Genomic DNA, 18,587 nt, shown 5'->3' with positions numbered 1-18,587 from the left:
TCGACCTTGCTTCAGGTCAACCGTCAAGACAGGAGGATCGGTGGCTAACGGCCTGTTCCGGGCCTATGGACGCTGGGTGGCGGATAAGCAATCATCGTGCGATGAAATCGCTCCCCCTCGCGTCGGGCATTCTCGGCGGCGTGCTCGTTCTCGGTGTCGCGGGCTGGATGATCTGGCAGTTACAGGAGCCGGACTCGACGGGCCTCGCGCGTGAGCCGGTCGTCGTCGTCGGCCAGAAGACGCGTGCGTCCCTGCTCCAGGCCGTCGACCAGTACCTCGAGATAGCCGACCCCAAGCGTGAGAAGCCGCAGGTCCTGGCCGCGCTGAAGCCCGAGCTCAAGCCGAAGATGATCTGTCACGAGAACCTCATCGAGGTTCGGCAGAAGAGCGAGAGCCAGCAACTGGTCGGCATCGCCGCCTCGTGTGAGGAGTACGCCAAGGTCGGGCAGAAACTCCTGGCCAGCAGCCAGTACAAGAACCTCTCGCTGCTGACCGTCGAGGCGACCGGTGAGACCTACCGGGTTCTCGACATCCAGGAGGCTCTGGAGGGCGACCTGCTGCGCTCCTCGGTGCGGGAGATGTTCTCCGCCGAGGCGGCTCCCCGGGCCCTGGAGATCAGCGAGACCGGCTTCGCCGCGCTGAGCGAGGAGAACCAGGTCGAGGGCCGCAAGGTGTTCGGCCTGCCGCAGAACGCCGAGATCCAGCTCTACAAGCCAAGCTGAGCCCCTCAGCCTGACCCGCCGCTCGCCAGGGTTCCGGACAGCCCCCACAGGTCCCGAACCCGGCGCGCGCGGTCACCACCCCCGCTGGAAAGTCCGGTCTCCAGCGGTTTTTTCATGCCTGGTCGCGGTGTCATGATGCCGATCATGAGCGGACTCATCATCCGGCCCTACCTCCCCGAAGATCGCGACGCCGTGCTCGCGCTGGCCCACCGGCTGACCGAGGGGGTCGCGCCCTGGCGGGACCCCGACGCCGTGGCCGCCGCCGTCCTCGGCTGGGTGACCGCCTCCCTGGAGTGCACCTCCCTGGAGCACGCCGACGATCACGGGACGTTCGTGGCGGTTCGCGAAGGCCGTGTCGCGGGGTTCGTCACCGTGACCACCCGCACCCACTTCACCGGCCAGCGGGACGCCTACGTCGGGGAACTCGTGGTCGCCCCCGACGCGGAGCGCACGGGCGTGGGAGGCGCCCTTGTCGGTATGGCGGAATCGTGGGCCCGCGCACGCGGCCTACATCACATGACCCTGGAAACGGGCGCCGCCAACCTCCGCGCACGCGCCTTCTACCGCGCCCTGGGTTTCACCGAGGAGGACGTACGGCTGAGCAAACCGATGCTCTGACCGGTGCCTGGATCGGGGGTTTGGTCAGGCGTCACAAAAGACAGCATCCCCTCTTTTTCGTAAGCGTTCCGCGAATCCGAGGGGGAATGGCGGGTTGACAGAGTTCGACATCGAATCCGTCGGACTGATCCGGTCGCGTGGACGTGCCCGCCGTACGGCGCCGCCCTGTCCGTCGCCCGTCCCCAGCTCCACGGATGACGGTCCCTCCTCTCGGCTTTGAGCAGCTCTTCCGCCGACGGGGCTCGCTGTCGCCACCGCGTGCCGTACTGGATGAATGAGGGGCACCGGCAGGAGCGCGTTGATGCGGATTCGCCTCTTCTGGTGCCTTGAATAAGCATGGCTCAGAAGTGAAAAATTGCCGTGCCGGTCATGTTCCATCCGGCGGGAACCGGGTGTGAAAACACCTGGTGCCGTCTCCCTCACAACGAGTCATGGATGATTTGACGACTGCTTTCGAGGTCAGAGTGGGCAGGACAATGACAGTTGATTGGTTTTCCCGGTCTGGTTTTCGTTCCCCGCCCGACGCCGGGGCGCCCACGGCCCGTGGGGGCCGGCATGGGTAGCGTCCCGGCCCATGATCCCGGCTCTCCCCGGGTACGTTTCGGTATGGAGATGCGGCGGCTGCGGGAGGCGGCGCACCTGTCCCAGTCCGCCGTCGCCGCCCGGCTCGGATGCACGCAGACCCAGATCAGCAGGCTGGAGATGGCCACCCGCACCCCGTCGCGGGCGGACGCGGAGAAGCTGGACCAGATCTTCAACCTGGCGGACAGGCAGCACTTCGTCGGCCTGCACCGGCGGATCATGGCCAGGCCGGGTGGCCCGAAGTGGTTCATGGGCTGGGTCGAGGAGATCGAGCCCAACGCGCTGGCCCTGCACTCCTGGGACCCGCTGCTGATCCCCGGGCTGCTGCAGACCGAGGCCTACGCGCGACGGATCTTCAGTCTGGAGCCGAGGATCACCGTCGCCGAGGTGGACGAGCGCGTCCAGGCCCGCCTGCGCAGGCAGCAGATCCTCGACCAGCGGCACCCTCCCTCGCTGCTGGTCCTCATGGACACGGGGGTGCTGCGCCGCCCGGTCGGCGGCCCCGAGGTGATGCGGGAGCAGCTCGACCACCTGCTCGACGCGGTGCGGCGCCCCTCGGTTTCCCTTCAGCTCGTGGCTCCGGAATGCCTGCCGGGAATGCTCGGCGCTTTCATGATCGCAAAACTACCGAACGGTGATCCGGACATCGTCCATGTGGATTCTTCGGCAGATGGGCGGGTTTCCTCCGAGCGCGACACGGTCACCTCCATCTGGAACCGCTATGAAGCCATACGGCTGTGGGCCTATCCTGAGCACGCATCCCTCCGCATGATCGAGGAAGTGAAAAAGGAATGGACCTGAGCACCGCCGCGTGGCGAAAGTCCTCGCTCTCCGGCGGAAACGGTGGCCAGTGCGTCGAGGTCGCCGCCGGCCTGCCGGGCGGTACGGCGGTGCGCGACAGCAAGAACCCCGGCGGGCCCAGCCTTCTGTTCACCGGCGCCGAATGGCGTACGTTCGTCGAAGGCGTAAAAACCGGCAGGTTCGACCGGTTGGTCTAAGGTCTTTTCCCAATAGTCACAGGACGACGCGTCGGATGACACCGGTCCCCGGCCCGCGGTGCGGGGACCGGTGTCACCTCATGCCAGAGGAAGGTAAACAGGAATGGACCTGAGCACCACCGCATGGCGAAAGTCCTCATTCCCCGGAGGAAGTGGAACAGGGCGCACCGGGGCCCCCAAGCTCGACCGGCTCACTTGATGCGCGGGAGCCGGGTCGCGGGCGCCCTCGTGCTGCTGGCGACGCTCTCCGCGTGCGGCCGTGGCACCGTGAGCGCCCAGATCCCCCCGCTGACGCCGTCGTCCCCGCCGCCGCCTTCCCTGTCCAACTCGGTCTCCGCGCCGTCGTCGCCCTTCCCCAGGCCCGAGGCGACGGTGGGTCCCGACCTGCCCAAGAAGAAGGCCAAGGGGTGCGCGGTGACCAAGCTGCGCAGCCGGGGTGAGATGCCGCCGGACGTGAACGAGCAGTTCCGGCAGGAGCAGCTGAATCCGGACGACTGGTACGGCGCGGGCGGCCTGTGGACGCTGCTCGACACGACGGACACCGCCTACAAGCGTTCCGGCGGGATCGTGACCCTCAGGACGGTGTGGTGGCGTGACCACGACGAGGCGCTGACGGTCGAGGCCGTCGCGACGAAGACCGGTGAGACCGTGCGGGGAGAGAGCCCCGGCCCCTATCCGGTGCCCGGCGTGCAGCCCATCTCGCTGCCGCTTCCCCACCTCGGTTGCTGGCACGTCACCGCCACTTTCGGCGAGACGAAGGTCAGTTTCATCACCGACGTGTCCCGTCTCGCGGGTCCCGACTGAAATTCCGCAGCCCCGCTCAGGGCGACAGGCAGAATCTTGCTCTCCGCAGGTGGACCGGCGTCGGCGCATGCCCTCGCCACGCCGGTTTCCACCACATCAGGCGACATATCAAGATTTGTCACGTTCCAATAACCACTTCCCGAATCATCACGCCAAGACCCGCATCAGAGCCATATCCCCCATAAGCCCAAAAATCACATCAAACCACGGCACTGTACGGCCGGCACTCGCCCTCCAGGAGAACGTTTTCTCCCCACAAACCACCACACCCCCCTCGAAACCACACGAACCCCTATTTATGGCGAAATCTGGCACTGCCGTACGACCTAGTAGGAATTCTTTGCAACTAAGCGATAGGTTGCTATCGTTTTTTTGGGAAGGAACAGAACGGTCGGAAGGTGAATCGTCCGGGGGGTCGCATGACCGGGTCCAAGGCGCTGCCGTTGCACATGTGGCGGGCGGGGTTCGATCCCGCTCCCGAGCTTGAGAAACTGCGGGACGAGGAGGGCATAAGGCGTATCACGACGACGCTGGAATTCGACGCCTGGCTGGTGACCCGCTACGAGGACGTTCGCATGGTGCTCGGGGACGCCGAGCGGTTCAGCAACGACTGGCAGAGCCACTATCCCGTGCCCGGTGATCCGTACCGGACCGAGGCGGAGAAGGCCAGGCTGCGCGCGGGCAACCTGCTCGCCTTCGACCCGCCCGAGCACACCCGGCTGCGCCGGATCCTGACGCCGGAGTTCACGCTGCGCCGGATGCGCAGGCTCGAACCCCGCATCACGCGCATCGTCGAGGACCACCTGGACACGATGGAGAAGGCCGGGTCCCCGGTCGATCTGGTCTCCTCGTTCGCGCTGCCGATCCCCTCGCTGGTCATCTGCGAGCTGCTCGGCGTGCCGTACGCCGACCGGGAGGACTTCCAGCGCAGGACCGGCAGGCTGCTCGACCTGTCCATCGAGCCGGAGGAGCGGATCGCGGCCCAGCGCGAGTCGCGGCAGTACATGGCCGAGCTGGTCGCCCGCGTCAAGGCCGACCCGGGCGAGGAACTGCTCGGCATGCTGGTGCGCGAGCACGGCGACGAGCTGGGCGACGACGAGCTGGCGGGCATCGGCAGCCTGCTGCTGGTCGCAGGCCACGAGACCACGGCCAACATGCTGGGCATCGGCACGCTGGCCCTGCTGCGCCACCCCGACCAGCTCGACCTGCTCAGCAGGGAGCCCGAGCGCGTCGAGGCGGCGATCGAGGAGCTGATGCGCTGGCTCAGCATCGTCCACTCGGGCAGCTTCAGGGTCGCGACGACGAAGGTCGAGGTCGCGGGACAGGTCATCGAGCCGGGCGAGCTGGTGATGTGCTCCCTGCCCGCGGCCAACCGCGACCCCGCGTTCGTGCCCGATCCGGAACGGCTGGACATCACCCGGGGCGCGTACGGCCACATGGCCTTCGGGCACGGCGTGCACCACTGCCTGGGCGCCCCGCTGGCGCGGATGGAGATGCGGGTCGCCTTCCCGGCGCTACTGCGGCGCTTCCCCGGGCTGCGCGTCGTCGATCCCGAGGCGCACTTCCGCCCCTTCCACGTGGTGTACGGCCTGACCTCGCTGCAGGTCGCCTGGTAACCGTCCGCATCCGGACTGCTAGCGTTCGACGTGTGCCAGAGCAACGACACAGAGCCGATGCCCTGCGCAACTCCGACAGGATCGTCAGGGCGGCGATCACGGCCCTTCGTGAGGGCGGCGCCGCCGTGCCCCTTGAGGAGATCGCCCGCAGGGCCGGGGTCGGGATCGCCACCGTCTACCGGCGGTTCGGCGACCGTGACGGCGTGATCAGGGCGTGCTTCGAGACCTACTTCGCCGAGGAGGTCGAGCCGCACGCGCTGGCGGCCCGCACGGCCGCCGACCCGCGTCAGGGGCTCGCCGGGGCGCTGGGCGCCATCGTGGACACGATGGCCTCGCACCGGGCCCTGCTCACCGCGGCGCGGGAGGCGGGCGCGTTCACCGAGGCCATCTCCGAACGGTTCGCCGCGCCGCTCGGCGACGTGCTCGCCGAGGCCCAGCGGCGCGGGCTGGTCCGCGCCGACCTGCTGGTCCGCGACCTGGCGGCGATGGTGGTGATGACGCTGGCCACGGTCGGTCCGCCGGGTCTCGACGGTCACCGGAGATATCTGGCGCTCCTGCTCGACGGGACCCGCCCCTCGGACGAACCGCTGCCCCCGCCCACGGAGTCCTCCGGCACGGGAGCCGCGGTCAGTCCCGCAGAGCGGCGGCCTCGCGCCCGTGCACGATCAGCGCGTACAGGATGACGACGTCGACCGCGATGACGACGATGGACCACCACGGATTGGCCGCGAGCCAGGCCATCTGGGTGATGGCGTTGACCGCCACCAGGACGATGGCCGCCACCCGCGCCCACGACTGGCCCATCAGCAGGGTGATACCGACGACCACGAGCAGGATCCCGAGTATGAGGTGGACCCAGCCCCATCCGGTGAGGTTGAGCACCAGCAGCTTGTCGCGGATCTGCACGTAGAGATCGTTGTTGAAGATCGCGTACAGGCCGGAGATTGCGTTGAAGAAGCCGTCCACGATCATGACCACGCCCGCGAACCAGATCCAGCCGATCCAGCCCGTCACCCGCGTGTTGTGTGCCATATGGTGCTGTGCCATATGAATCTGCTGCCCCTCGGACGGTGACGCGTACCGACGCCGGGGAAACCTCGCCCGTCCCGGTGCTGTCTCATGGACGGGTCTTTGCCCTCTACCCCTTCAGGAACAGCACCACCGCCAGGACCGTGCCGAGGATCGCCACCGTACGGCGCAGCACCTCGGCGTCGAGTCTCCTGGCGAACGCGCCGCCCGCCGTACCACCAAGACAGGAGGCGACCAGCAGCAGGAGGGTGTGGCCGAGGGAGGCCTGCCCCGAGGCGGCGTAGATCACGACGGCGGTGAGCACGATCACCAGCGACAGCGCACTCTTCAGGCCGTTGAGCCGCTGCAGGCCGTCGCCGAACACGATGCCGAGCACCGCGAGCAGCAGCACCCCGAGCCCGGCACTGAAGTAGGCCCCGTAGACCGAAGCCACGAACACCCCCGCGTGCGCCAGCGGCGTCACCCGGTCACTCCCCTGCCCTTGTCCTGTACGGCTCTGCTCTGTACGGCGGGCGACAGCCGAGGCGAGCACCGGCTGGGCCAGCAGCAGCAGGCAGGAGGCCAGCACCAGGAACGGCACCGCGACCTGGAACGACCCCGGCGGCGTGACCAGCAGCAACGCCGCCCCGGCGACTCCCCCGACGATCGCGGTCGGGCCGAGGGCGAGCTGACGGGCCCGCTGGCCGCCCAGCTCGCGCCGGTAGGCGTAGGCGCCTCCCGCGTAGCCCGGTGCCAGGCCGATCGCCGAAGTGATGTTCGCCGAGACGGGCGGCAGCCCGCACAGCAGCAGCACCGGGTAGGTGATGAGGGTCCCGCCTCCCGCGACCGTGTTCACGGCCCCGGCGAGCAGCCCCGCCACGGTCACCAGGAGGGCTTCGGCGATGGTCATAGGGGGTCCTTCCACGGGGGGCGTGGCGGTTTATTGCATACATTGGATACTTGGTATACCACTCGCATGAACCGGGCCGACGCACCAGGGGTGCCGAGCGGGCGGGCCACTACCGAGGGGCTCGCCCGACCGGGCAACCTCACCTCGGCCGTACGGTGCGCTTATTCAGATACAATCCTGTATCTGAATACGGAGGTGTATGAATGCGGCTGTCCAGGGAGCAGAGCCGTGAGGAGACCCGGCGCAAGCTGCTGGCCTCCGCCTCGGAGCTGTTCGCCGAGCGCGGGGTCAACGGCGCCTCCATCGAGCAGATCGCCGAGCGGGCGGGCTACTCCCGGGGAGCCTTCTACGGCAACTTCGACGGCAAGCACGAACTGGTCGTCGAACTGCTCACCAGGCGCACCGAGCGGGAGCGTGAGGAGATCATCGAGCTGTGCGGGCAGGCCACCTCGTCCGCGCACCTGACGGACCTGCTGCGCGCCTGGCACCGCGACCGCGCCGAGCACCGGGAGGGCTGGCTGGCACTGCGCCTTGAGCTCCTCCTCTACGCGTTGCGCAACCCGGAGATCCGGCCGCTGCTCGCCGAGCGGGAGCTGCTCGCCAGGGAGGCGATCACCGACGGCGTACGGCGGGAGCTCGCCCGCAGGGAAGCCCGGCCCCCCGCCGATCCGAACCTGCTCTCCATGATCATCCATGCCCTTGAGGACGGCCTGCTCGTGCAGGGACTGCTCACCCCCGACGACGTCGGCGACCACACGACGCTCGACGCCGTCACCCTCCTGCTCGACTCCTGGGCCGCCCTCGACACCCTGGGCCGCACCTGACACACGGAAGAAGGACTGATGCACGACTACCGGGTGACCATCAAAGGCAGGTTCACCGACCTCACCGACGAGCAGAGGCGCGAACTGACCGCGAAACTGGCCGACCACGACGTGCTGCTCAACGGCTTCAGCGCACAGGGCGGCTTCGCCTACGACGCCGCCCTCGGCCCGTTCACCTTCCGCTACGTCATCACGGTCCCCGACGAGAAGGGCGAACCCGAGGCCGTCGAACTGGCCCTGGCGGCGGCGAGAAGCAGACTCGGCGAGTACGGCCACGGCGACCTGTCAGCCTCGTCCACCGACATGCGAGACATAAAAATCCGCCGCCGCTGACCATCCTCCTACGGTTCTCGCTCGACGACGATGGTGGACAACACAGAACCACCACCGTCCACGGGCCGGAACCCCAGTTCGTGGAGGCCGGGAACGTCGGTGACCACGCGCAGGGCACCCACCTCGGCCGCCTCGTGGACCACGACGCGCACCAACGCGGCACGCATCTCCTCGGGAATGCCCGGCTGGACATGTATCAGTTCCAGGCGGACGACGGCGTGCCGCGTGTCCTCCCAGGAGGCGACGGCCTGACCGACTGCGGGCTCTTCCCCTTCGCCGTCAGCCCGCGCCTGCAACCAGCAGACGAGCCTGCCCTCGGCGACCAGTCTCCGGGGAACGGTCACGTCCATCCCCGCCTCCGCCAGCCAGGAACCGGCCTCGGAGAGGGTCACGGGAACCACCGTCAGCCTCCGCGTGAAACGGATCCCCCGCTCGCGCCTCCATCTCGGCTCCAAGGTCACGAGCGGGACCTCACTGACGGAGAACCCCTCAGGCCCGATGTCCGGGGCTCCGCGATCGTCCAGCACGACGTAACCGTCCCGGACCGTCCGACGGCCTCGGCGGACCAGCCCGGTCACGAGGTCCTCGGCGAGACGGTAGCCGACATCCGCCGCCCATTCATCCGGCGAGGTCACCGGTTCGCCGATCACGGAAGCCACCCGTCCTGCGGGAAACGCGATCTCGACGGCGTAGGTGTTCGGATCCTTCTTCCAGCGGAAAACCACCAGCATGCCGTACGGCTCCGCAACGACATCGACGATGCAGGCCCCGTCCGTCAGCGCCCCCACCCGCAGCAAACACCCCCTGAGCGCCGCGAACGCCTCCTCCCTGGCCCACTCAACCGTCATCCACAAACCTCCCGATGACGCCCCACATACCTGGAAATTTGATCATCATGGGACGAGCAACCGAAGACAAGCTTCGTGGAGGTGACCCGCTCATGGTTCCCGAGAGTTTCGTTCGTGGCTGACGCCCACTGGATGAATCCCCTACGCGCGGTTCAGAGGCAGTCCATCGTGGGTGGTTCGGCGGTTGAGTGGGCTTGGACACCGCTCTCCGATCCGTGGAGCAGCGCTCGGACGTCCCCCACGCGGTAGCGGCGGTGGCCACTGGGAGTGCGGACGGAGGCGATCTGGCCGCGCAGCGCCCACCGGTTGACGGTCTTGGGGTCCACCCCGAACAGCCGGGCGACCTCCCCGGGGGTGAGCAGTCGTTCGGTGTCACCGGCCTTGTCGGTGAAGGTGTCGTCAGAGCTGATGTCCATGTTCATGGGCACGGAAGGTCTCCTGGAATGAGAGGCCCGTACGGCCCGCAGAGCGGTGGGGTCCGCGCGGGCCGTACGGAAGAGGAATGGAGAAGTGGACCGATCCACGCGTCACGCGTGGAGTTGGGCCCAGATGGCGGTTCCGGGGTGTGCCTGGGCAACTCCCCACCGCGTGGCGAGGTGGTCCAGCAGGAACAGGCCTCGGCCGTTCTCGCTGTCGGACGCGCAGGACAACACCTGAGGGCACGAACCCTCGACCGGCCCGGCGTCCACCACCTCCACGTGCACCAGGAGAGGCTCCCCGGGTTGGTTGACGCCGAGCCGTACCAGCACCACGCCACCCCGGGAATGGGTGTGGGTGATCGCGTTGGTCACCAGCTCACTGGTCAGGAGCCTGACGTCGTCGAGCAGTTCGGCGGGAATGTCCCTGGCCTCGCACAGCCGCTCCGTCACCCACTCGCGGGCCTCCTTCACGGACTCGGGGACGCCCACCAGGAAGCGGCTGCTCAGGAACTTCAGCCGAGGGTCACGCCACCGCGCCTGGATGAGAATCACCGCAAGCGCCTCCATCGCTCCACTCACGAAGCCGCCCTCCAGAGTCTCGCCGCGTCCCTCCGACGACCGGCCGCGGCCCAGCACATCTCTCTTCTCGGCTGACGCTTCACCCCCGGGTTGACGACCTTCACCGCGCCACCTGCCTGATCCGGTGCGCGACCTCCGTGTCCAGCGCGGGTCCCCAGCAGTCGCGCCCCCGCCCCCAGGCGAACACCCACCTGTCGTCCCTCCGCGCCGCCGTAACCCGCAACGGCCCCGCCGCCCGGTACACGACCAAACAGGGCTCCCACCGCGAAAGCTCCACCGAAACCCTCAGCCCCAACTCACGCAGATCCCAGGCCAGCCGCATCAGATGAATGAACCGATGCTTCTGGTCGTCAGTCTCTTTTTTTCGCTCCTGGTCGCCTCCTGCTCTCCGTGCGCCGTGGGTGCTCCTGAAGTTGGCCATAGCCACACCTCCGGTATGTGTCCCGGCTTCGGCTAGCAGTCGCTTGCAGAGCCGGGGCATTCCTTCTAGTGATCACCAAAAGCCACACCAGATCAGCCGTTCGCCCGCCCGAACCCGTAAGGATCCGTCAGGCTGACTGCATGCCATGATGCACCTGTGGAGTCGCAGATGCAACGTCGCATTATCAACTTGTCGTTGGCACCGATACCCTGGGCTCGTGCCAGGACGCAACAAGGCCCCAACGCTGCGACTGCGACGCTTCGCAGCCAAGCTGCGGGAACTACGGGAAGCCGCAGGCCTGTCACCTGTGGAAGTGGCAGACCTGACCGGACTCGACCGAGCGACGCTGTTCCGCATCGAGGGAGCGAAGGTCAGGCCTCAAGCACGAAGCCTTCGAGCCCTCCTCGATGCCTACAGAGCCTCAGATCAAGATCGAAACGAGCTAACTGCGCTGCTCAAGGCGGCAGCGGAACAGACATGGCTTCAGCCGACAGCATCTCTGCCGAGCCAATACGCGACCCATATCGGGTTCGAGTCTGAAGCCGAAGGAGTCCGAAACTACGAAATCCTGGCCATACCCGGCCTGCTGCAGACCGAGAACTACGCACGAGCCATGATCAAGGGAACCGTTCCCGATGTATCGCGCGACGAAGTCGAAAGCCGAGTCTCCGCCCGACTGGAGCGACAGCGCCTGCTCACTCGCCCCACCCCACTCAAACTGTGGGCCGTGATCGACGAATCAGCCTTGCTTCGTGAAGTCGGCGGACGCCAGGTCATGCATGATCAGCTGGCCAAGCTGCGCGAAGCAGCCGACGAGCCGAACATCACCATCCAGGTGATCCCTCGAAGCGCCGGAGCCTATCCCGGAATGCACGGCGCGTTCGTACTGCTTGAGTTTCCTGGCGAAGGCCACGACGTTGTCTATATGGAAGGCAGCTCAAGCGATCTATTTTTGGAGGGCGAGCAAGATATTTCGCACTATAGCATGTTGTTTGAGCATCTCCGGGCTGTAGCCGCTGGCCCGGATGCAACACGTGCTCTATTGGCCACAGCCCAAGAGAATTGGAAGGAGGGCAGGCATGATAGATCTTGACCTGTCCGGCGCCGAATGGCGTGTGAGTAGTCGCAGTCAGGGCAACGGCCAGTGCGTGGAAGTCGCCACCAACCTTCCTGGACTCGTGGCCGTCCGGGACAGCAAGGATCGCGGTGGACCGGCACTGACCTTCACGTCCGCAGGATGGACCGCCTTCACTGAAGGCATCAAGCGTGGAGGGTTTGACCTTCCCCCTGCGTGATCTCACCACGAATACAAACCTCGCTTTTGGAGCCTCCGTCTCGGTGACAGAGGCTCCGCTTCTCAAGTGTGGCGCATTTGCCGCGCCGCATTTGCATCGTCGCAAAACGACCATCGGGAACAGCCACCACAGCACTGAATATTCTTTCGTTTCTCTTCCATCGCGTTTTCCACTTCGCGTTTCAATCCACTGGCGCATGTACGGATTTCGGCCACCTATCGCGCTACGTCTCATGCCATACCGAACCATGACACGGAACAGAAATCCATCTCAGCCCCCAGGGCGCAACAACTACCACCATGTAATGCACGATCAGACAAGGTCTACTGTCTGACCGAACAGCTTGGCCCTCTCGTGAGAGAGTGACCACATGATTACCGATCCCTCTTACAGAAGGATCGCCGAAGACATCCGCGTGCGGATCCGTGACGGGGATCTCGCGGAGGGGCAGCGCCTGCCGTCCATCAAGGAGCTGGCAGATCAGTGGAAGGTGGCAACCGCCACCGTTCGCAACGCACTCACCTGGCTGGCAGAGGAGGGCTACATCCGGACCAGTCCTCGCGGAACCTTCGTGGCGGACAGTCCGTCTGTCGCGCCCACCCCACACGACCGCCTCATCAGAGTGCAGCGCACCGGTTCCACCCTCGCCAGCGGCGAGACGAAGAAGGTCACATATGCCGGGCTTGTACGTCCGCCCCTCTACGTAGCGGAGTTGTTCGACCTCGACGAGGGAGACCAGCTTCTTCGTCGGGAGTACATCACCGGTAGAGGAACACGGCGTCTGGCCCTCACGGTCACCTGGCATCCCGCGCACTTCGGCGCCAGCGTGCCCGAGCTACTGTCCACCTCTCCCGTCAAGGGCGACGACGCCATCGCCCGCATCAAGGAAGCCACCGGACGAGAGGTCAAATTCGGCCGGGACTCGATGCATGGCCGTACGGCAGACGAACGAGAGGCCAGCGCGCTCGGACTCCCGATCGGTACGGCAGTGCTTGCCCTGGTTCACGAATGGAGCGACGAGCAAGGCCTCATCGAGTACGGCGAAGCGGTCATGCCCACCCGGGTCACGATCGGATACGAGTACACCGTGTAGGCCGTTGACCCACGCACTTCGCGCGACAGCCGTACATCCTGAACAGTGGACGCCGCTGTAAGGAGATGATCAGCGAGCGTGGCTGCCCGGCGCCAATGAGATGGCTCATGCTTTCGCCGACGTACTACGGAAAGGCCGGGCCCCGTGGCTCACCGTTGCTGGCTGCGCCTCAGCTTGCGGCGTTCCCAGTTGCTGGGGTGGCGGACGACCACGCCGCCCAGGCCGCCGTTGCCGCTGACGCGGATCAGTGGTGTTCCAGGGAGCCGGGCCGGGGTGACCTTGTCCTTCAGGCCGCCGAGGCCGGGCTCCACCTCGCTGGTCTCCGCGACCCAGCCGTCGGGGATGACGACCGTGACTCCGCCCGTGTCACCGTGCACCTCCAGCTCGATCTCGGGCAGGTGGCAGTCGACCTGGGTGAAGTCGAGTTTGACGCCGCCCGTGCCGCCGTAGGCCACGATCTTCGCGGGCACCTGCCAGTATCCGTCGCGGGTCGCACCGCTGAGACCTCCCTTGACGACCAGCGACTGTTTCGGCGCCGGGAGAACCTCGGAGGGAAGGTCCGCCGTGAGGGGCGCCAGATCGGCGTAGGTCCTGGCGGTCAGCGCCCGGTCGAGCCGCGCGTCCAGCTCGGCGAGGTCGAGCCTTCCTTCGGCCGCCGCCTTGCTCAGCCTCTCCACCACCGCCTCACGTTCGGCGTGGGAGACACGCAACTCGTTGCGGTTGACGGGTTCAGGAAGCTCGCCGGTCATACAGCCGATGATACGGAGAAAACAGGGCAATCACCGCTCTCCACCGACCGGCCCACGACTCACACCGCCAGGTCCGCAGAACCCCCGCGGAACCCGCTCCAACCCCGTCACCATGAGCAACGGAAACGGCAGATTCGACAGGAGGTCATGATGGCCGGGCACAGCATGTGGAAGGCGCTGAGGACCAAGCGGCTTCTGGAAGCTGAGATCGAGGAGCACCCCGAGTACACACGAGCCATCCGGGACATGGATCTCGAAGACCGAGGCCGCCAAGCGAGCGGAGATCCTTCACCCGGAGACCGTGCAGGTGGGTTGGGTGCGGCGCCAGTAGGACCAGGTGGCGAGGGCTAGGGCCAGGCCGTACGTGGCGAAGGCTCCTAGGCCGAACCAGGTGACCAGGAGGGCGTCGCCCACGGTGGGGAAGTCTCCCCTGGAGATGGGGATCGCGCCCGCCGTGCCGAGGGCGGCGTAGACCACTCCGGCCACGCCGTAGGGGGCGAGTGTGCCGGCGCCGATCATCGCGGGGGTGAGCGGTAGCCATCGGGGCACCCGTCTGCCGCTCAGGGTGAGCGTCCAGCGGGGGAAGACCTGGCCCCAGGGTCGCACCAGGCCGAGGATGAGGAACACCCCGAGCGTCGCCAGCAGCGCCGTGGGGTCGATGCCCCAGCGGTCCAGGGTGAGCCACAGTTCCGAGGCGCCGTTGCGTTCGTGCATCGCCACCATGTCCTCCCCGGTGATCCCCGCGAAGGTCCCGCCGAGCACCCAGATCGTCTTCATGACCGCGTACGGCAGGAAGGCCGCGGCGCCCACGTAGGCCACCGCGCGGACACGCCGGGGGGCGGGCGCGGGCTCCGGCCTGCTCCGCACGGTCGAGGAGGTGTGTACGGCACCGCACCGCGGACAGGCGCCGGACGTGGCGGAGCGGTAGGAGAGGGTCGTGGCGGCGAGCGCCACCACGCCGATCGCGGCGAGTGCCCGGTTCGCGGTTCCCATCCAACTGTCGACGGTCTGGCCGAAGACGAAGGTGATCACGTCCATCAGCAGGCCGAACGCGGCCACGCCGCTCAGCGCGCACAGGCCGACCAGCGTGGCGAGAACAACGGATCGGGGAATCCGCGGTCCCCGGGCCACGGCCAGGGTCGTCATCGCCGCGAGGACGGCCACGGCCACGGCGGCCCAGTTCAGGCCGACCGGCAACGGCTGCGCGGTCCGGTAGAAGATCGCGGTCCCGGTCAGCGCCGTGACCAGGCCGAACCCTCCGTAGGCCACCGCCCAGCCGAAAGCCGCGTAGGGACTCGCATTTGTCATGATCCGCACCGTATGCGGATGCCCCTGTGAGGACGCTGAGCCCCCCTGAGAGGGCGCACAGCGAAGGTCAGTCCTCGTCCGGAGGCGGGTCCGGCAGGCGCCAGGACTCCAGGAGGAGCGGCAGGGTGTAGTGGGTGGCGAGCAGGGTGAAGGCCAGGGGAAGGAGAAGGGCGGTCGGCACGTTCAGGGTGAGCCGGTCTCCCATGCTCCACAGGGCGGCCAGGACCGCCAGCAGGACCAGCACGACCGTGGTGAGGCTGTGCGCGCCCGCGTAGGCCCGGTGCTGCTCGCCGCGCTGCCGTTCGTCGAGATACTGGGCGGGTACGGCGGTGACGCCCCTGGTGGCGAGGGTGAGCCAGCCGTACACCAGGACCAGGACCGTCATGGCGACCGCGCCCATGGACAGGTAGGCGTCGCGGGCCAGGTCGCTCGGCGCGAACCTGACGATGACCGCCAGGCCCGCCCAGAGCATCAGCAGGGCCGCGCCTCCGGCGAGCACGAGCAGTCTGCGGTTGCGCCTGCCCGTCCAGACGCGGCAGGCCGGACTGTTCTCGATGACGTCCAGACGCCTGCGGACACGACGGTCGATCCAGTCACGCATCGGTCCTCCACCTCCTCATGACCCGCTGCCCAGCCGGGCGAAGGGGGTCAGTGAGAACACGACCTCCACCGGCACCTCGAAGTACTCGGCGATCCGCAACGCGAGGAACAGGCTGGGGCTGTACTCGCCGCGTTCCAGGTAGCCGACCGTCTGGTAGTGCACACCCAGGGCCGTCGCCAGGTCCTTGCGGGAGATCCCGCGTTCGGCACGCAGCATCGAGATGCGGTTGTAGACGATCTCGCTGGACATTGGGGAGCCTCATATCCGCCGCTCGGCCTGCCGGGTCCCGGACTCCTCGCGGGTGACCTTGCGCAGCAGCCAGGGTGCCAGAACCATACCGGCGATCGTCCAGACTCCCATCACCGTCGCGGCGGTCCCGAGCTGCCAGGTTCCGCCCAGCTCGGCCGCCGCCGCGCTCTGCGGCAGGAACGCGGCCCGCAGGGCGTGTCCCTCCCAGTAGAGCGGGAAGACCTGGGCGATCCTGCCGACCACCTCGGGCAGCATCCGCACCGGGATCATCACCCCGGAGATCAGCATCAGCACCATGGACGGCAGCCCGAGCACCAGCGCCGCGCTCTTGGGGTTCGACATCATCGCGCCGAGCGCGGCCCCGATGGGCACCACGGACAGCGCCCCGAGCACGAGGGCCCAGCCGAAGGTGAGCCACGCCTGCGGGGAGGCCGGGGGCCTGACGCCCGCGACGAGCACGCCCGCCAGCAGCATCACCGCCACCTGCAGCAGGATCTGACACAGCACCGAGACCGCCCGGCCCGTCACGTAGACCGGGATGCCGCGCGGCAGCGCCCGCAGCCTGAGCAGCGCGCCCTCCTCCCGGTCGGCCGCGATCAGCAGCGGCAGCGAGTTCACCCCCGTCGAGAACACGATGAACGCCGTGAAGCCGACCGCCATGAACGTCGCCATGCTGACCCCGCCCCCGGCCGGGTTGCCGCCCATCCAGAGCGCGAGCAGCAGGAAGACGCCGACCCCGCCGACGAGCTGGCCGATCGCCTCCTTCCTGTCGCGCAGGAGCGTGCCCTGCTCGATCAGTCCTCTGCGGACCCCGAGGCTCAACGTGCCGTTCACGCCGCGCTCCTGTCGATCAGGCTGAGGTAGCTCTCCTCCAGCGTCGGGCGCCGGATCTCCAGGTCGGGGACGGGCCCGCCGTACCTCTGGTGGAGCTCCCAGGCGAGCCGCGACGGGTCGTCGGTCAGCTCGCACCCGCCCCGCCAGCGCACCCGAGACGGTGCCCGTACGGCGGCCGCCAGCTCGGCGGGGGTGCCGGAGACCGCGACGTGGCCCTCGACGAGCACGGTGATGCGGTCCGCGAGCCGTTCGGCCTCGGCGAGGTCGTGGGTGGTCAGCAGAATGGTCGTGTCGAGCCCGCGGACCAGGTCGTGGAACTCGCGACGCGCCTCGGGGTCGAAACCGGTCGTCGGTTCGTCGAGGAAGAGCAGCTCGGGCCTGCCGACGACGCCGAGTGCCACGTCGAGCCTGCGGCGCTGACCGCCGGAGAGCTGTCCGACCTTCGCGGTGGCCTTCCCCGACAGGCCGAGGGCGTCGAGCAGCTCCCCGGTGCGCCACGGGTTCGGGTAGTGCGCGGCGACGTGGCCGAGCAGCTTTTCCACCTGCCAGCGCGGATGGTCACGCCAGTTCTGCAGGACCACGCCGATCCTGGCCCGCCAGGCGTCGTCGCCCCGCGCGGGATCGACGCCCAGCACCTCGACCTCGCCCGCCGAGGGGAGGCGGAAGCCTTCGAGGACCTCCAGGGTGGTTGTCTTGCCGGCGCCGTTCGGCCCGAGCAGGGCGACGGTCTCGCCGCGCCGCACCTCAAGGTCGATCCCGCGCAGGACCTCGTGCGGGCCGTACGACATCCGCAGTCCGCGAACGTTGACCACAGCATCCATGCTCTCGAATGTAGTACATCTACTACATTCGAAACAACCACTACTATGGAAGGATGATCGACATCCGCACCGCACACACCTCGGACCTGGACACCGTCACCCTCGACACCGCGAGAAAGCTGCTCGACGAGGTCTTCGAAGGAGACCTGAGCGACGACGACTGGGAGCACTCCCTGGGCGGGGTGCACGCCCTGGCGTGGCGGGGGGCGGAGCTGGTCGGGCACGCCGCGGTGACCCAGCGGCGGATGCTGCACGGGGGCAGGGCGCTGCGCGCGGGCTACGTCGAGGCCGTCGGGGTCCGCGCCGACCTGCGGCGCAGGGGATACGCCGCCGCCATGATGGACGCGCTCGAACGGGTCATCCGTGGCGCCTACGACCTCGGCGCGCTCAGCGCCTCCGACGAGGCCGTGCCCTTCTACCGGGGGCGCGGCTGGCGGCAGTGGCAGGGGGAGACGTTCGCGCTCACCCCGGACGGCACCGTGCGCACCGAGGAGGAGGACGAGGGGGTCCACGTCCTCACCGTGACGGCCCCGCTCACGCTGTCGGGCACGCTGACCTGCGACTGGCGCGACGGCGACGTCTGGTAGGCCCCCGGTTACCGTTGGTGGATGGACGGTGACGAGACGGAGGCCCAGGCCGGGGACCGTGCCACGGATCACCTGGCCAACGAGCGCACCTACCTGGCGTGGCTGCGGACCGGGCTCAGCATGGCGGCGCTGGGCGTCGCCGTCATCAAGTTCGCCCCCGGCAGGGGCATGCACGCCGCGTTCTCCGGTCTCGTCCTGCTGGGGGCGGGGCTGACCCTGATCGTGTACGGCACGCTGCGCTACAACACGGTCAGACGGCAACTCCTGCGTGACAGCTTCGCGCCCGCCAGGTTCGGCGCCGTCGTGACCGTGGCGGTGGCCACCCTCCTCGTCCTCATCTCCGTCCTGCTGTTCCTCTGACCGGCGAC

The 18,587-nt window shown here is 67.8% G+C and carries 26 protein-coding genes; 14 read left to right on the top strand and 12 right to left on the bottom strand.

Annotation, left to right across the window (positions count from 1 at the left end; translation table 11 throughout):
• Positions 1–101: 101 nt before the first annotated feature.
• The 7 genes from FHS44_RS24615 to FHS44_RS24585 all read left to right on the top strand — a co-directional run bounded on the left by FHS44_RS24615 (position 102) and on the right by FHS44_RS24585 (position 6,023).
• Entirely contained in the window at positions 102–722 is a 621-nt protein-coding gene (locus FHS44_RS24615) for a hypothetical protein (protein WP_184718577.1), read from the top strand.
• Positions 723–866: 144 nt separating this feature from the next.
• Positions 867–1,340, top strand: coding sequence for a GNAT family N-acetyltransferase (locus FHS44_RS24610; protein WP_184718575.1), 474 nt, complete (start codon positions 867–869; stop codon positions 1,338–1,340).
• Positions 1,341–1,895: 555 nt separating this feature from the next.
• Positions 1,896–2,723: a helix-turn-helix domain-containing protein gene (locus FHS44_RS24605; protein WP_312863797.1), complete on the top strand. Its 828-nt coding sequence runs from the start codon at positions 1,896–1,898 to the stop codon at positions 2,721–2,723.
• Positions 2,714–2,920, top strand: coding sequence for a DUF397 domain-containing protein (locus FHS44_RS24600; RefSeq protein ID WP_184718571.1), 207 nt, complete (start codon positions 2,714–2,716; stop codon positions 2,918–2,920). Before FHS44_RS24605 ends, FHS44_RS24600 begins: the two co-directional genes overlap by 10 nt.
• Positions 2,921–3,118: 198 nt before the next feature.
• Positions 3,119–3,724 (top strand): hypothetical protein, encoded by a 606-nt coding sequence (locus FHS44_RS24595; protein ID WP_184718569.1) that lies wholly within the window; start codon positions 3,119–3,121, stop codon positions 3,722–3,724.
• A 419-nt stretch (positions 3,725–4,143) separates the two neighbouring features.
• Positions 4,144–5,340, top strand: coding sequence for a cytochrome P450 (locus tag FHS44_RS24590; protein WP_184718567.1), 1,197 nt, complete (start codon positions 4,144–4,146; stop codon positions 5,338–5,340).
• A gap of 32 nt (positions 5,341–5,372) precedes the next feature.
• Entirely contained in the window at positions 5,373–6,023 is a 651-nt protein-coding gene (locus FHS44_RS24585) for a TetR/AcrR family transcriptional regulator (protein WP_184718565.1), read from the top strand.
• Here FHS44_RS24585 and FHS44_RS24580 read toward each other — a convergent pair.
• Both FHS44_RS24580 and FHS44_RS24575 read right to left on the bottom strand, forming a co-directional pair.
• On the bottom strand, positions 5,968–6,372 hold the full coding sequence (locus FHS44_RS24580) for a DUF7144 family membrane protein (RefSeq protein WP_184718563.1): 405 nt from the start codon (positions 6,370–6,372) through the stop codon (positions 5,968–5,970). The genes FHS44_RS24585 and FHS44_RS24580 overlap by 56 nt on opposite strands.
• Positions 6,373–6,478: 106 nt before the next feature.
• Positions 6,479–7,258, bottom strand: a complete 780-nt coding sequence (locus tag FHS44_RS24575) for a sulfite exporter TauE/SafE family protein (protein ID WP_184718561.1) — start codon at positions 7,256–7,258, stop codon at positions 6,479–6,481.
• A gap of 203 nt (positions 7,259–7,461) precedes the next feature.
• On the opposite strand from FHS44_RS24575, the gene FHS44_RS24570 reads away from it, so the two are divergent.
• Both FHS44_RS24570 and FHS44_RS24565 read left to right on the top strand, forming a co-directional pair.
• Complete coding sequence (locus FHS44_RS24570) at positions 7,462–8,082, top strand: TetR/AcrR family transcriptional regulator (RefSeq protein ID WP_184718559.1); 621 nt, start codon at positions 7,462–7,464, stop codon at positions 8,080–8,082.
• Between the two features lie 18 nt (positions 8,083–8,100).
• A complete protein-coding gene (locus FHS44_RS24565; RefSeq protein ID WP_184718557.1) occupies positions 8,101–8,415 on the top strand; it encodes a DUF6204 family protein in 315 nt (104 codons plus the stop codon).
• A gap of 8 nt (positions 8,416–8,423) precedes the next feature.
• Here FHS44_RS24565 and FHS44_RS24560 read toward each other — a convergent pair whose 3' ends face one another.
• The 4 genes from FHS44_RS24560 to FHS44_RS24545 all read right to left on the bottom strand — a co-directional run bounded on the left by FHS44_RS24560 (position 8,424) and on the right by FHS44_RS24545 (position 10,511).
• A complete protein-coding gene (locus FHS44_RS24560) occupies positions 8,424–9,263 on the bottom strand; it encodes a hypothetical protein (RefSeq protein WP_246435936.1) in 840 nt (279 codons plus the stop codon).
• 152 nt (positions 9,264–9,415) lie between these two features.
• Entirely contained in the window at positions 9,416–9,679 is a 264-nt protein-coding gene (locus FHS44_RS24555) for a BldC family transcriptional regulator (RefSeq protein WP_184718950.1), read from the bottom strand.
• A 111-nt stretch (positions 9,680–9,790) separates the two neighbouring features.
• On the bottom strand, positions 9,791–10,234 hold the full coding sequence (locus tag FHS44_RS24550) for an ATP-binding protein (RefSeq protein WP_184718555.1): 444 nt from the start codon (positions 10,232–10,234) through the stop codon (positions 9,791–9,793).
• Positions 10,235–10,361: 127 nt separating this feature from the next.
• Positions 10,362–10,511, bottom strand: a complete 150-nt coding sequence (locus FHS44_RS24545; RefSeq protein ID WP_184718553.1) for a hypothetical protein — start codon at positions 10,509–10,511, stop codon at positions 10,362–10,364.
• A 388-nt stretch (positions 10,512–10,899) separates the two neighbouring features.
• On the opposite strand from FHS44_RS24545, the gene FHS44_RS24540 reads away from it, so the two are divergent.
• From FHS44_RS24540 to FHS44_RS24530, 3 genes are all read left to right on the top strand, one after another.
• A complete protein-coding gene (locus FHS44_RS24540; protein WP_312863796.1) occupies positions 10,900–11,775 on the top strand; it encodes a helix-turn-helix domain-containing protein in 876 nt (291 codons plus the stop codon).
• Positions 11,762–11,977, top strand: a complete 216-nt coding sequence (locus FHS44_RS24535) for a DUF397 domain-containing protein (protein WP_184718550.1) — start codon at positions 11,762–11,764, stop codon at positions 11,975–11,977. Before FHS44_RS24540 ends, FHS44_RS24535 begins: the two co-directional genes overlap by 14 nt.
• Positions 11,978–12,347: 370 nt before the next feature.
• Complete coding sequence (locus tag FHS44_RS24530) at positions 12,348–13,070, top strand: GntR family transcriptional regulator (RefSeq protein WP_184718548.1); 723 nt, start codon at positions 12,348–12,350, stop codon at positions 13,068–13,070.
• A 149-nt stretch (positions 13,071–13,219) separates the two neighbouring features.
• Here the strand turns inward: FHS44_RS24530 and FHS44_RS24525 are convergent, their stop codons facing one another.
• The 6 genes from FHS44_RS24525 to FHS44_RS24500 form a co-directional block, all read right to left on the bottom strand.
• Complete coding sequence (locus FHS44_RS24525; protein ID WP_184718546.1) at positions 13,220–13,819, bottom strand: DUF1707 SHOCT-like domain-containing protein; 600 nt, start codon at positions 13,817–13,819, stop codon at positions 13,220–13,222.
• 288 nt (positions 13,820–14,107) lie between these two features.
• Positions 14,108–15,127 carry a hypothetical protein gene (locus FHS44_RS24520; RefSeq protein ID WP_184718544.1) on the bottom strand — a complete coding sequence of 340 codons (1,020 nt, stop codon included), beginning with the start codon at positions 15,125–15,127 and terminating at the stop codon, positions 14,108–14,110.
• Positions 15,128–15,194: 67 nt separating this feature from the next.
• Positions 15,195–15,728, bottom strand: a complete 534-nt coding sequence (locus tag FHS44_RS24515) for a hypothetical protein (protein ID WP_184718542.1) — start codon at positions 15,726–15,728, stop codon at positions 15,195–15,197.
• A gap of 15 nt (positions 15,729–15,743) precedes the next feature.
• On the bottom strand, positions 15,744–15,977 hold the full coding sequence (locus FHS44_RS24510) for a helix-turn-helix transcriptional regulator (RefSeq protein WP_184718540.1): 234 nt from the start codon (positions 15,975–15,977) through the stop codon (positions 15,744–15,746).
• Positions 15,978–15,986: 9 nt separating this feature from the next.
• Entirely contained in the window at positions 15,987–16,811 is an 825-nt protein-coding gene (locus FHS44_RS24505; RefSeq protein ID WP_184718538.1) for an ABC transporter permease, read from the bottom strand.
• Positions 16,808–17,632, bottom strand: coding sequence for an ABC transporter ATP-binding protein (locus tag FHS44_RS24500; RefSeq protein ID WP_184718536.1), 825 nt, complete (start codon positions 17,630–17,632; stop codon positions 16,808–16,810). Before FHS44_RS24500 ends, FHS44_RS24505 begins: the two co-directional genes overlap by 4 nt.
• A 53-nt stretch (positions 17,633–17,685) precedes the next feature.
• Here FHS44_RS24500 and FHS44_RS24495 point away from each other — a divergent pair, with 53 nt between their 5' ends.
• Both FHS44_RS24495 and FHS44_RS24490 read left to right on the top strand, forming a co-directional pair.
• The gene (locus FHS44_RS24495; RefSeq protein ID WP_184718534.1) at positions 17,686–18,219 is read left to right on the top strand and encodes a GNAT family N-acetyltransferase; all 534 of its coding nucleotides are present in this window, start codon (positions 17,686–17,688) and stop codon (positions 18,217–18,219) included.
• A 21-nt stretch (positions 18,220–18,240) separates the two neighbouring features.
• Complete coding sequence (locus tag FHS44_RS24490; RefSeq protein WP_184718532.1) at positions 18,241–18,579, top strand: YidH family protein; 339 nt, start codon at positions 18,241–18,243, stop codon at positions 18,577–18,579.
• Positions 18,580–18,587 lie beyond the last annotated feature (8 nt).

It is taken from the genome of Streptosporangium saharense, assembly GCF_014203715.1.
GTDB lineage: Bacteria > Actinomycetota > Actinomycetes > Streptosporangiales > Streptosporangiaceae > Streptosporangium > Streptosporangium saharense.
The sequence above is the reverse complement of the archived record's forward strand: the minus strand, read 5'-3'. Positions and strand labels throughout refer to the sequence as shown.

Excerpts from the sequence above, each read along its gene's own strand:
- FHS44_RS24615 (WP_184718577.1), top strand. The coding sequence starts at position 102 with ATGAAATCGCTCCCCCTCGCGTCGGGCATTCTCGGCGGCGTGCTCGTT.
- FHS44_RS24610 (WP_184718575.1), top strand. The coding sequence starts at position 867 with ATGAGCGGACTCATCATCCGGCCCTACCTCCCCGAAGATCGCGACGCC.
- FHS44_RS24605 (WP_312863797.1), top strand. The coding sequence starts at position 1,896 with ATGGGTAGCGTCCCGGCCCATGATCCCGGCTCTCCCCGGGTACGTTTC.
- FHS44_RS24600 (WP_184718571.1), top strand. The coding sequence starts at position 2,714 with ATGGACCTGAGCACCGCCGCGTGGCGAAAGTCCTCGCTCTCCGGCGGA.
- FHS44_RS24595 (WP_184718569.1), top strand. The coding sequence starts at position 3,119 with ATGCGCGGGAGCCGGGTCGCGGGCGCCCTCGTGCTGCTGGCGACGCTC.
- FHS44_RS24590 (WP_184718567.1), top strand. The coding sequence starts at position 4,144 with ATGACCGGGTCCAAGGCGCTGCCGTTGCACATGTGGCGGGCGGGGTTC.
- FHS44_RS24580 (WP_184718563.1), bottom strand. The coding sequence starts at position 6,372 with ATGGCACACAACACGCGGGTGACGGGCTGGATCGGCTGGATCTGGTTC.
- FHS44_RS24575 (WP_184718561.1), bottom strand. The coding sequence starts at position 7,258 with ATGACCATCGCCGAAGCCCTCCTGGTGACCGTGGCGGGGCTGCTCGCC.
- FHS44_RS24570 (WP_184718559.1), top strand. The coding sequence starts at position 7,462 with ATGCGGCTGTCCAGGGAGCAGAGCCGTGAGGAGACCCGGCGCAAGCTG.
- FHS44_RS24565 (WP_184718557.1), top strand. The coding sequence starts at position 8,101 with ATGCACGACTACCGGGTGACCATCAAAGGCAGGTTCACCGACCTCACC.
- FHS44_RS24560 (WP_246435936.1), bottom strand. The coding sequence starts at position 9,263 with ATGACGGTTGAGTGGGCCAGGGAGGAGGCGTTCGCGGCGCTCAGGGGG.
- FHS44_RS24555 (WP_184718950.1), bottom strand. The coding sequence starts at position 9,679 with ATGGACATCAGCTCTGACGACACCTTCACCGACAAGGCCGGTGACACC.
- FHS44_RS24535 (WP_184718550.1), top strand. The coding sequence starts at position 11,762 with ATGATAGATCTTGACCTGTCCGGCGCCGAATGGCGTGTGAGTAGTCGC.
- FHS44_RS24530 (WP_184718548.1), top strand. The coding sequence starts at position 12,348 with ATGATTACCGATCCCTCTTACAGAAGGATCGCCGAAGACATCCGCGTG.
- FHS44_RS24525 (WP_184718546.1), bottom strand. The coding sequence starts at position 13,819 with ATGACCGGCGAGCTTCCTGAACCCGTCAACCGCAACGAGTTGCGTGTC.
- FHS44_RS24520 (WP_184718544.1), bottom strand. The coding sequence starts at position 15,127 with ATGACAAATGCGAGTCCCTACGCGGCTTTCGGCTGGGCGGTGGCCTAC.
- FHS44_RS24515 (WP_184718542.1), bottom strand. The coding sequence starts at position 15,728 with ATGCGTGACTGGATCGACCGTCGTGTCCGCAGGCGTCTGGACGTCATC.
- FHS44_RS24510 (WP_184718540.1), bottom strand. The coding sequence starts at position 15,977 with ATGTCCAGCGAGATCGTCTACAACCGCATCTCGATGCTGCGTGCCGAA.
- FHS44_RS24500 (WP_184718536.1), bottom strand. The coding sequence starts at position 17,632 with ATGGATGCTGTGGTCAACGTTCGCGGACTGCGGATGTCGTACGGCCCG.
- FHS44_RS24495 (WP_184718534.1), top strand. The coding sequence starts at position 17,686 with ATGATCGACATCCGCACCGCACACACCTCGGACCTGGACACCGTCACC.
- FHS44_RS24490 (WP_184718532.1), top strand. The coding sequence starts at position 18,241 with ATGGACGGTGACGAGACGGAGGCCCAGGCCGGGGACCGTGCCACGGAT.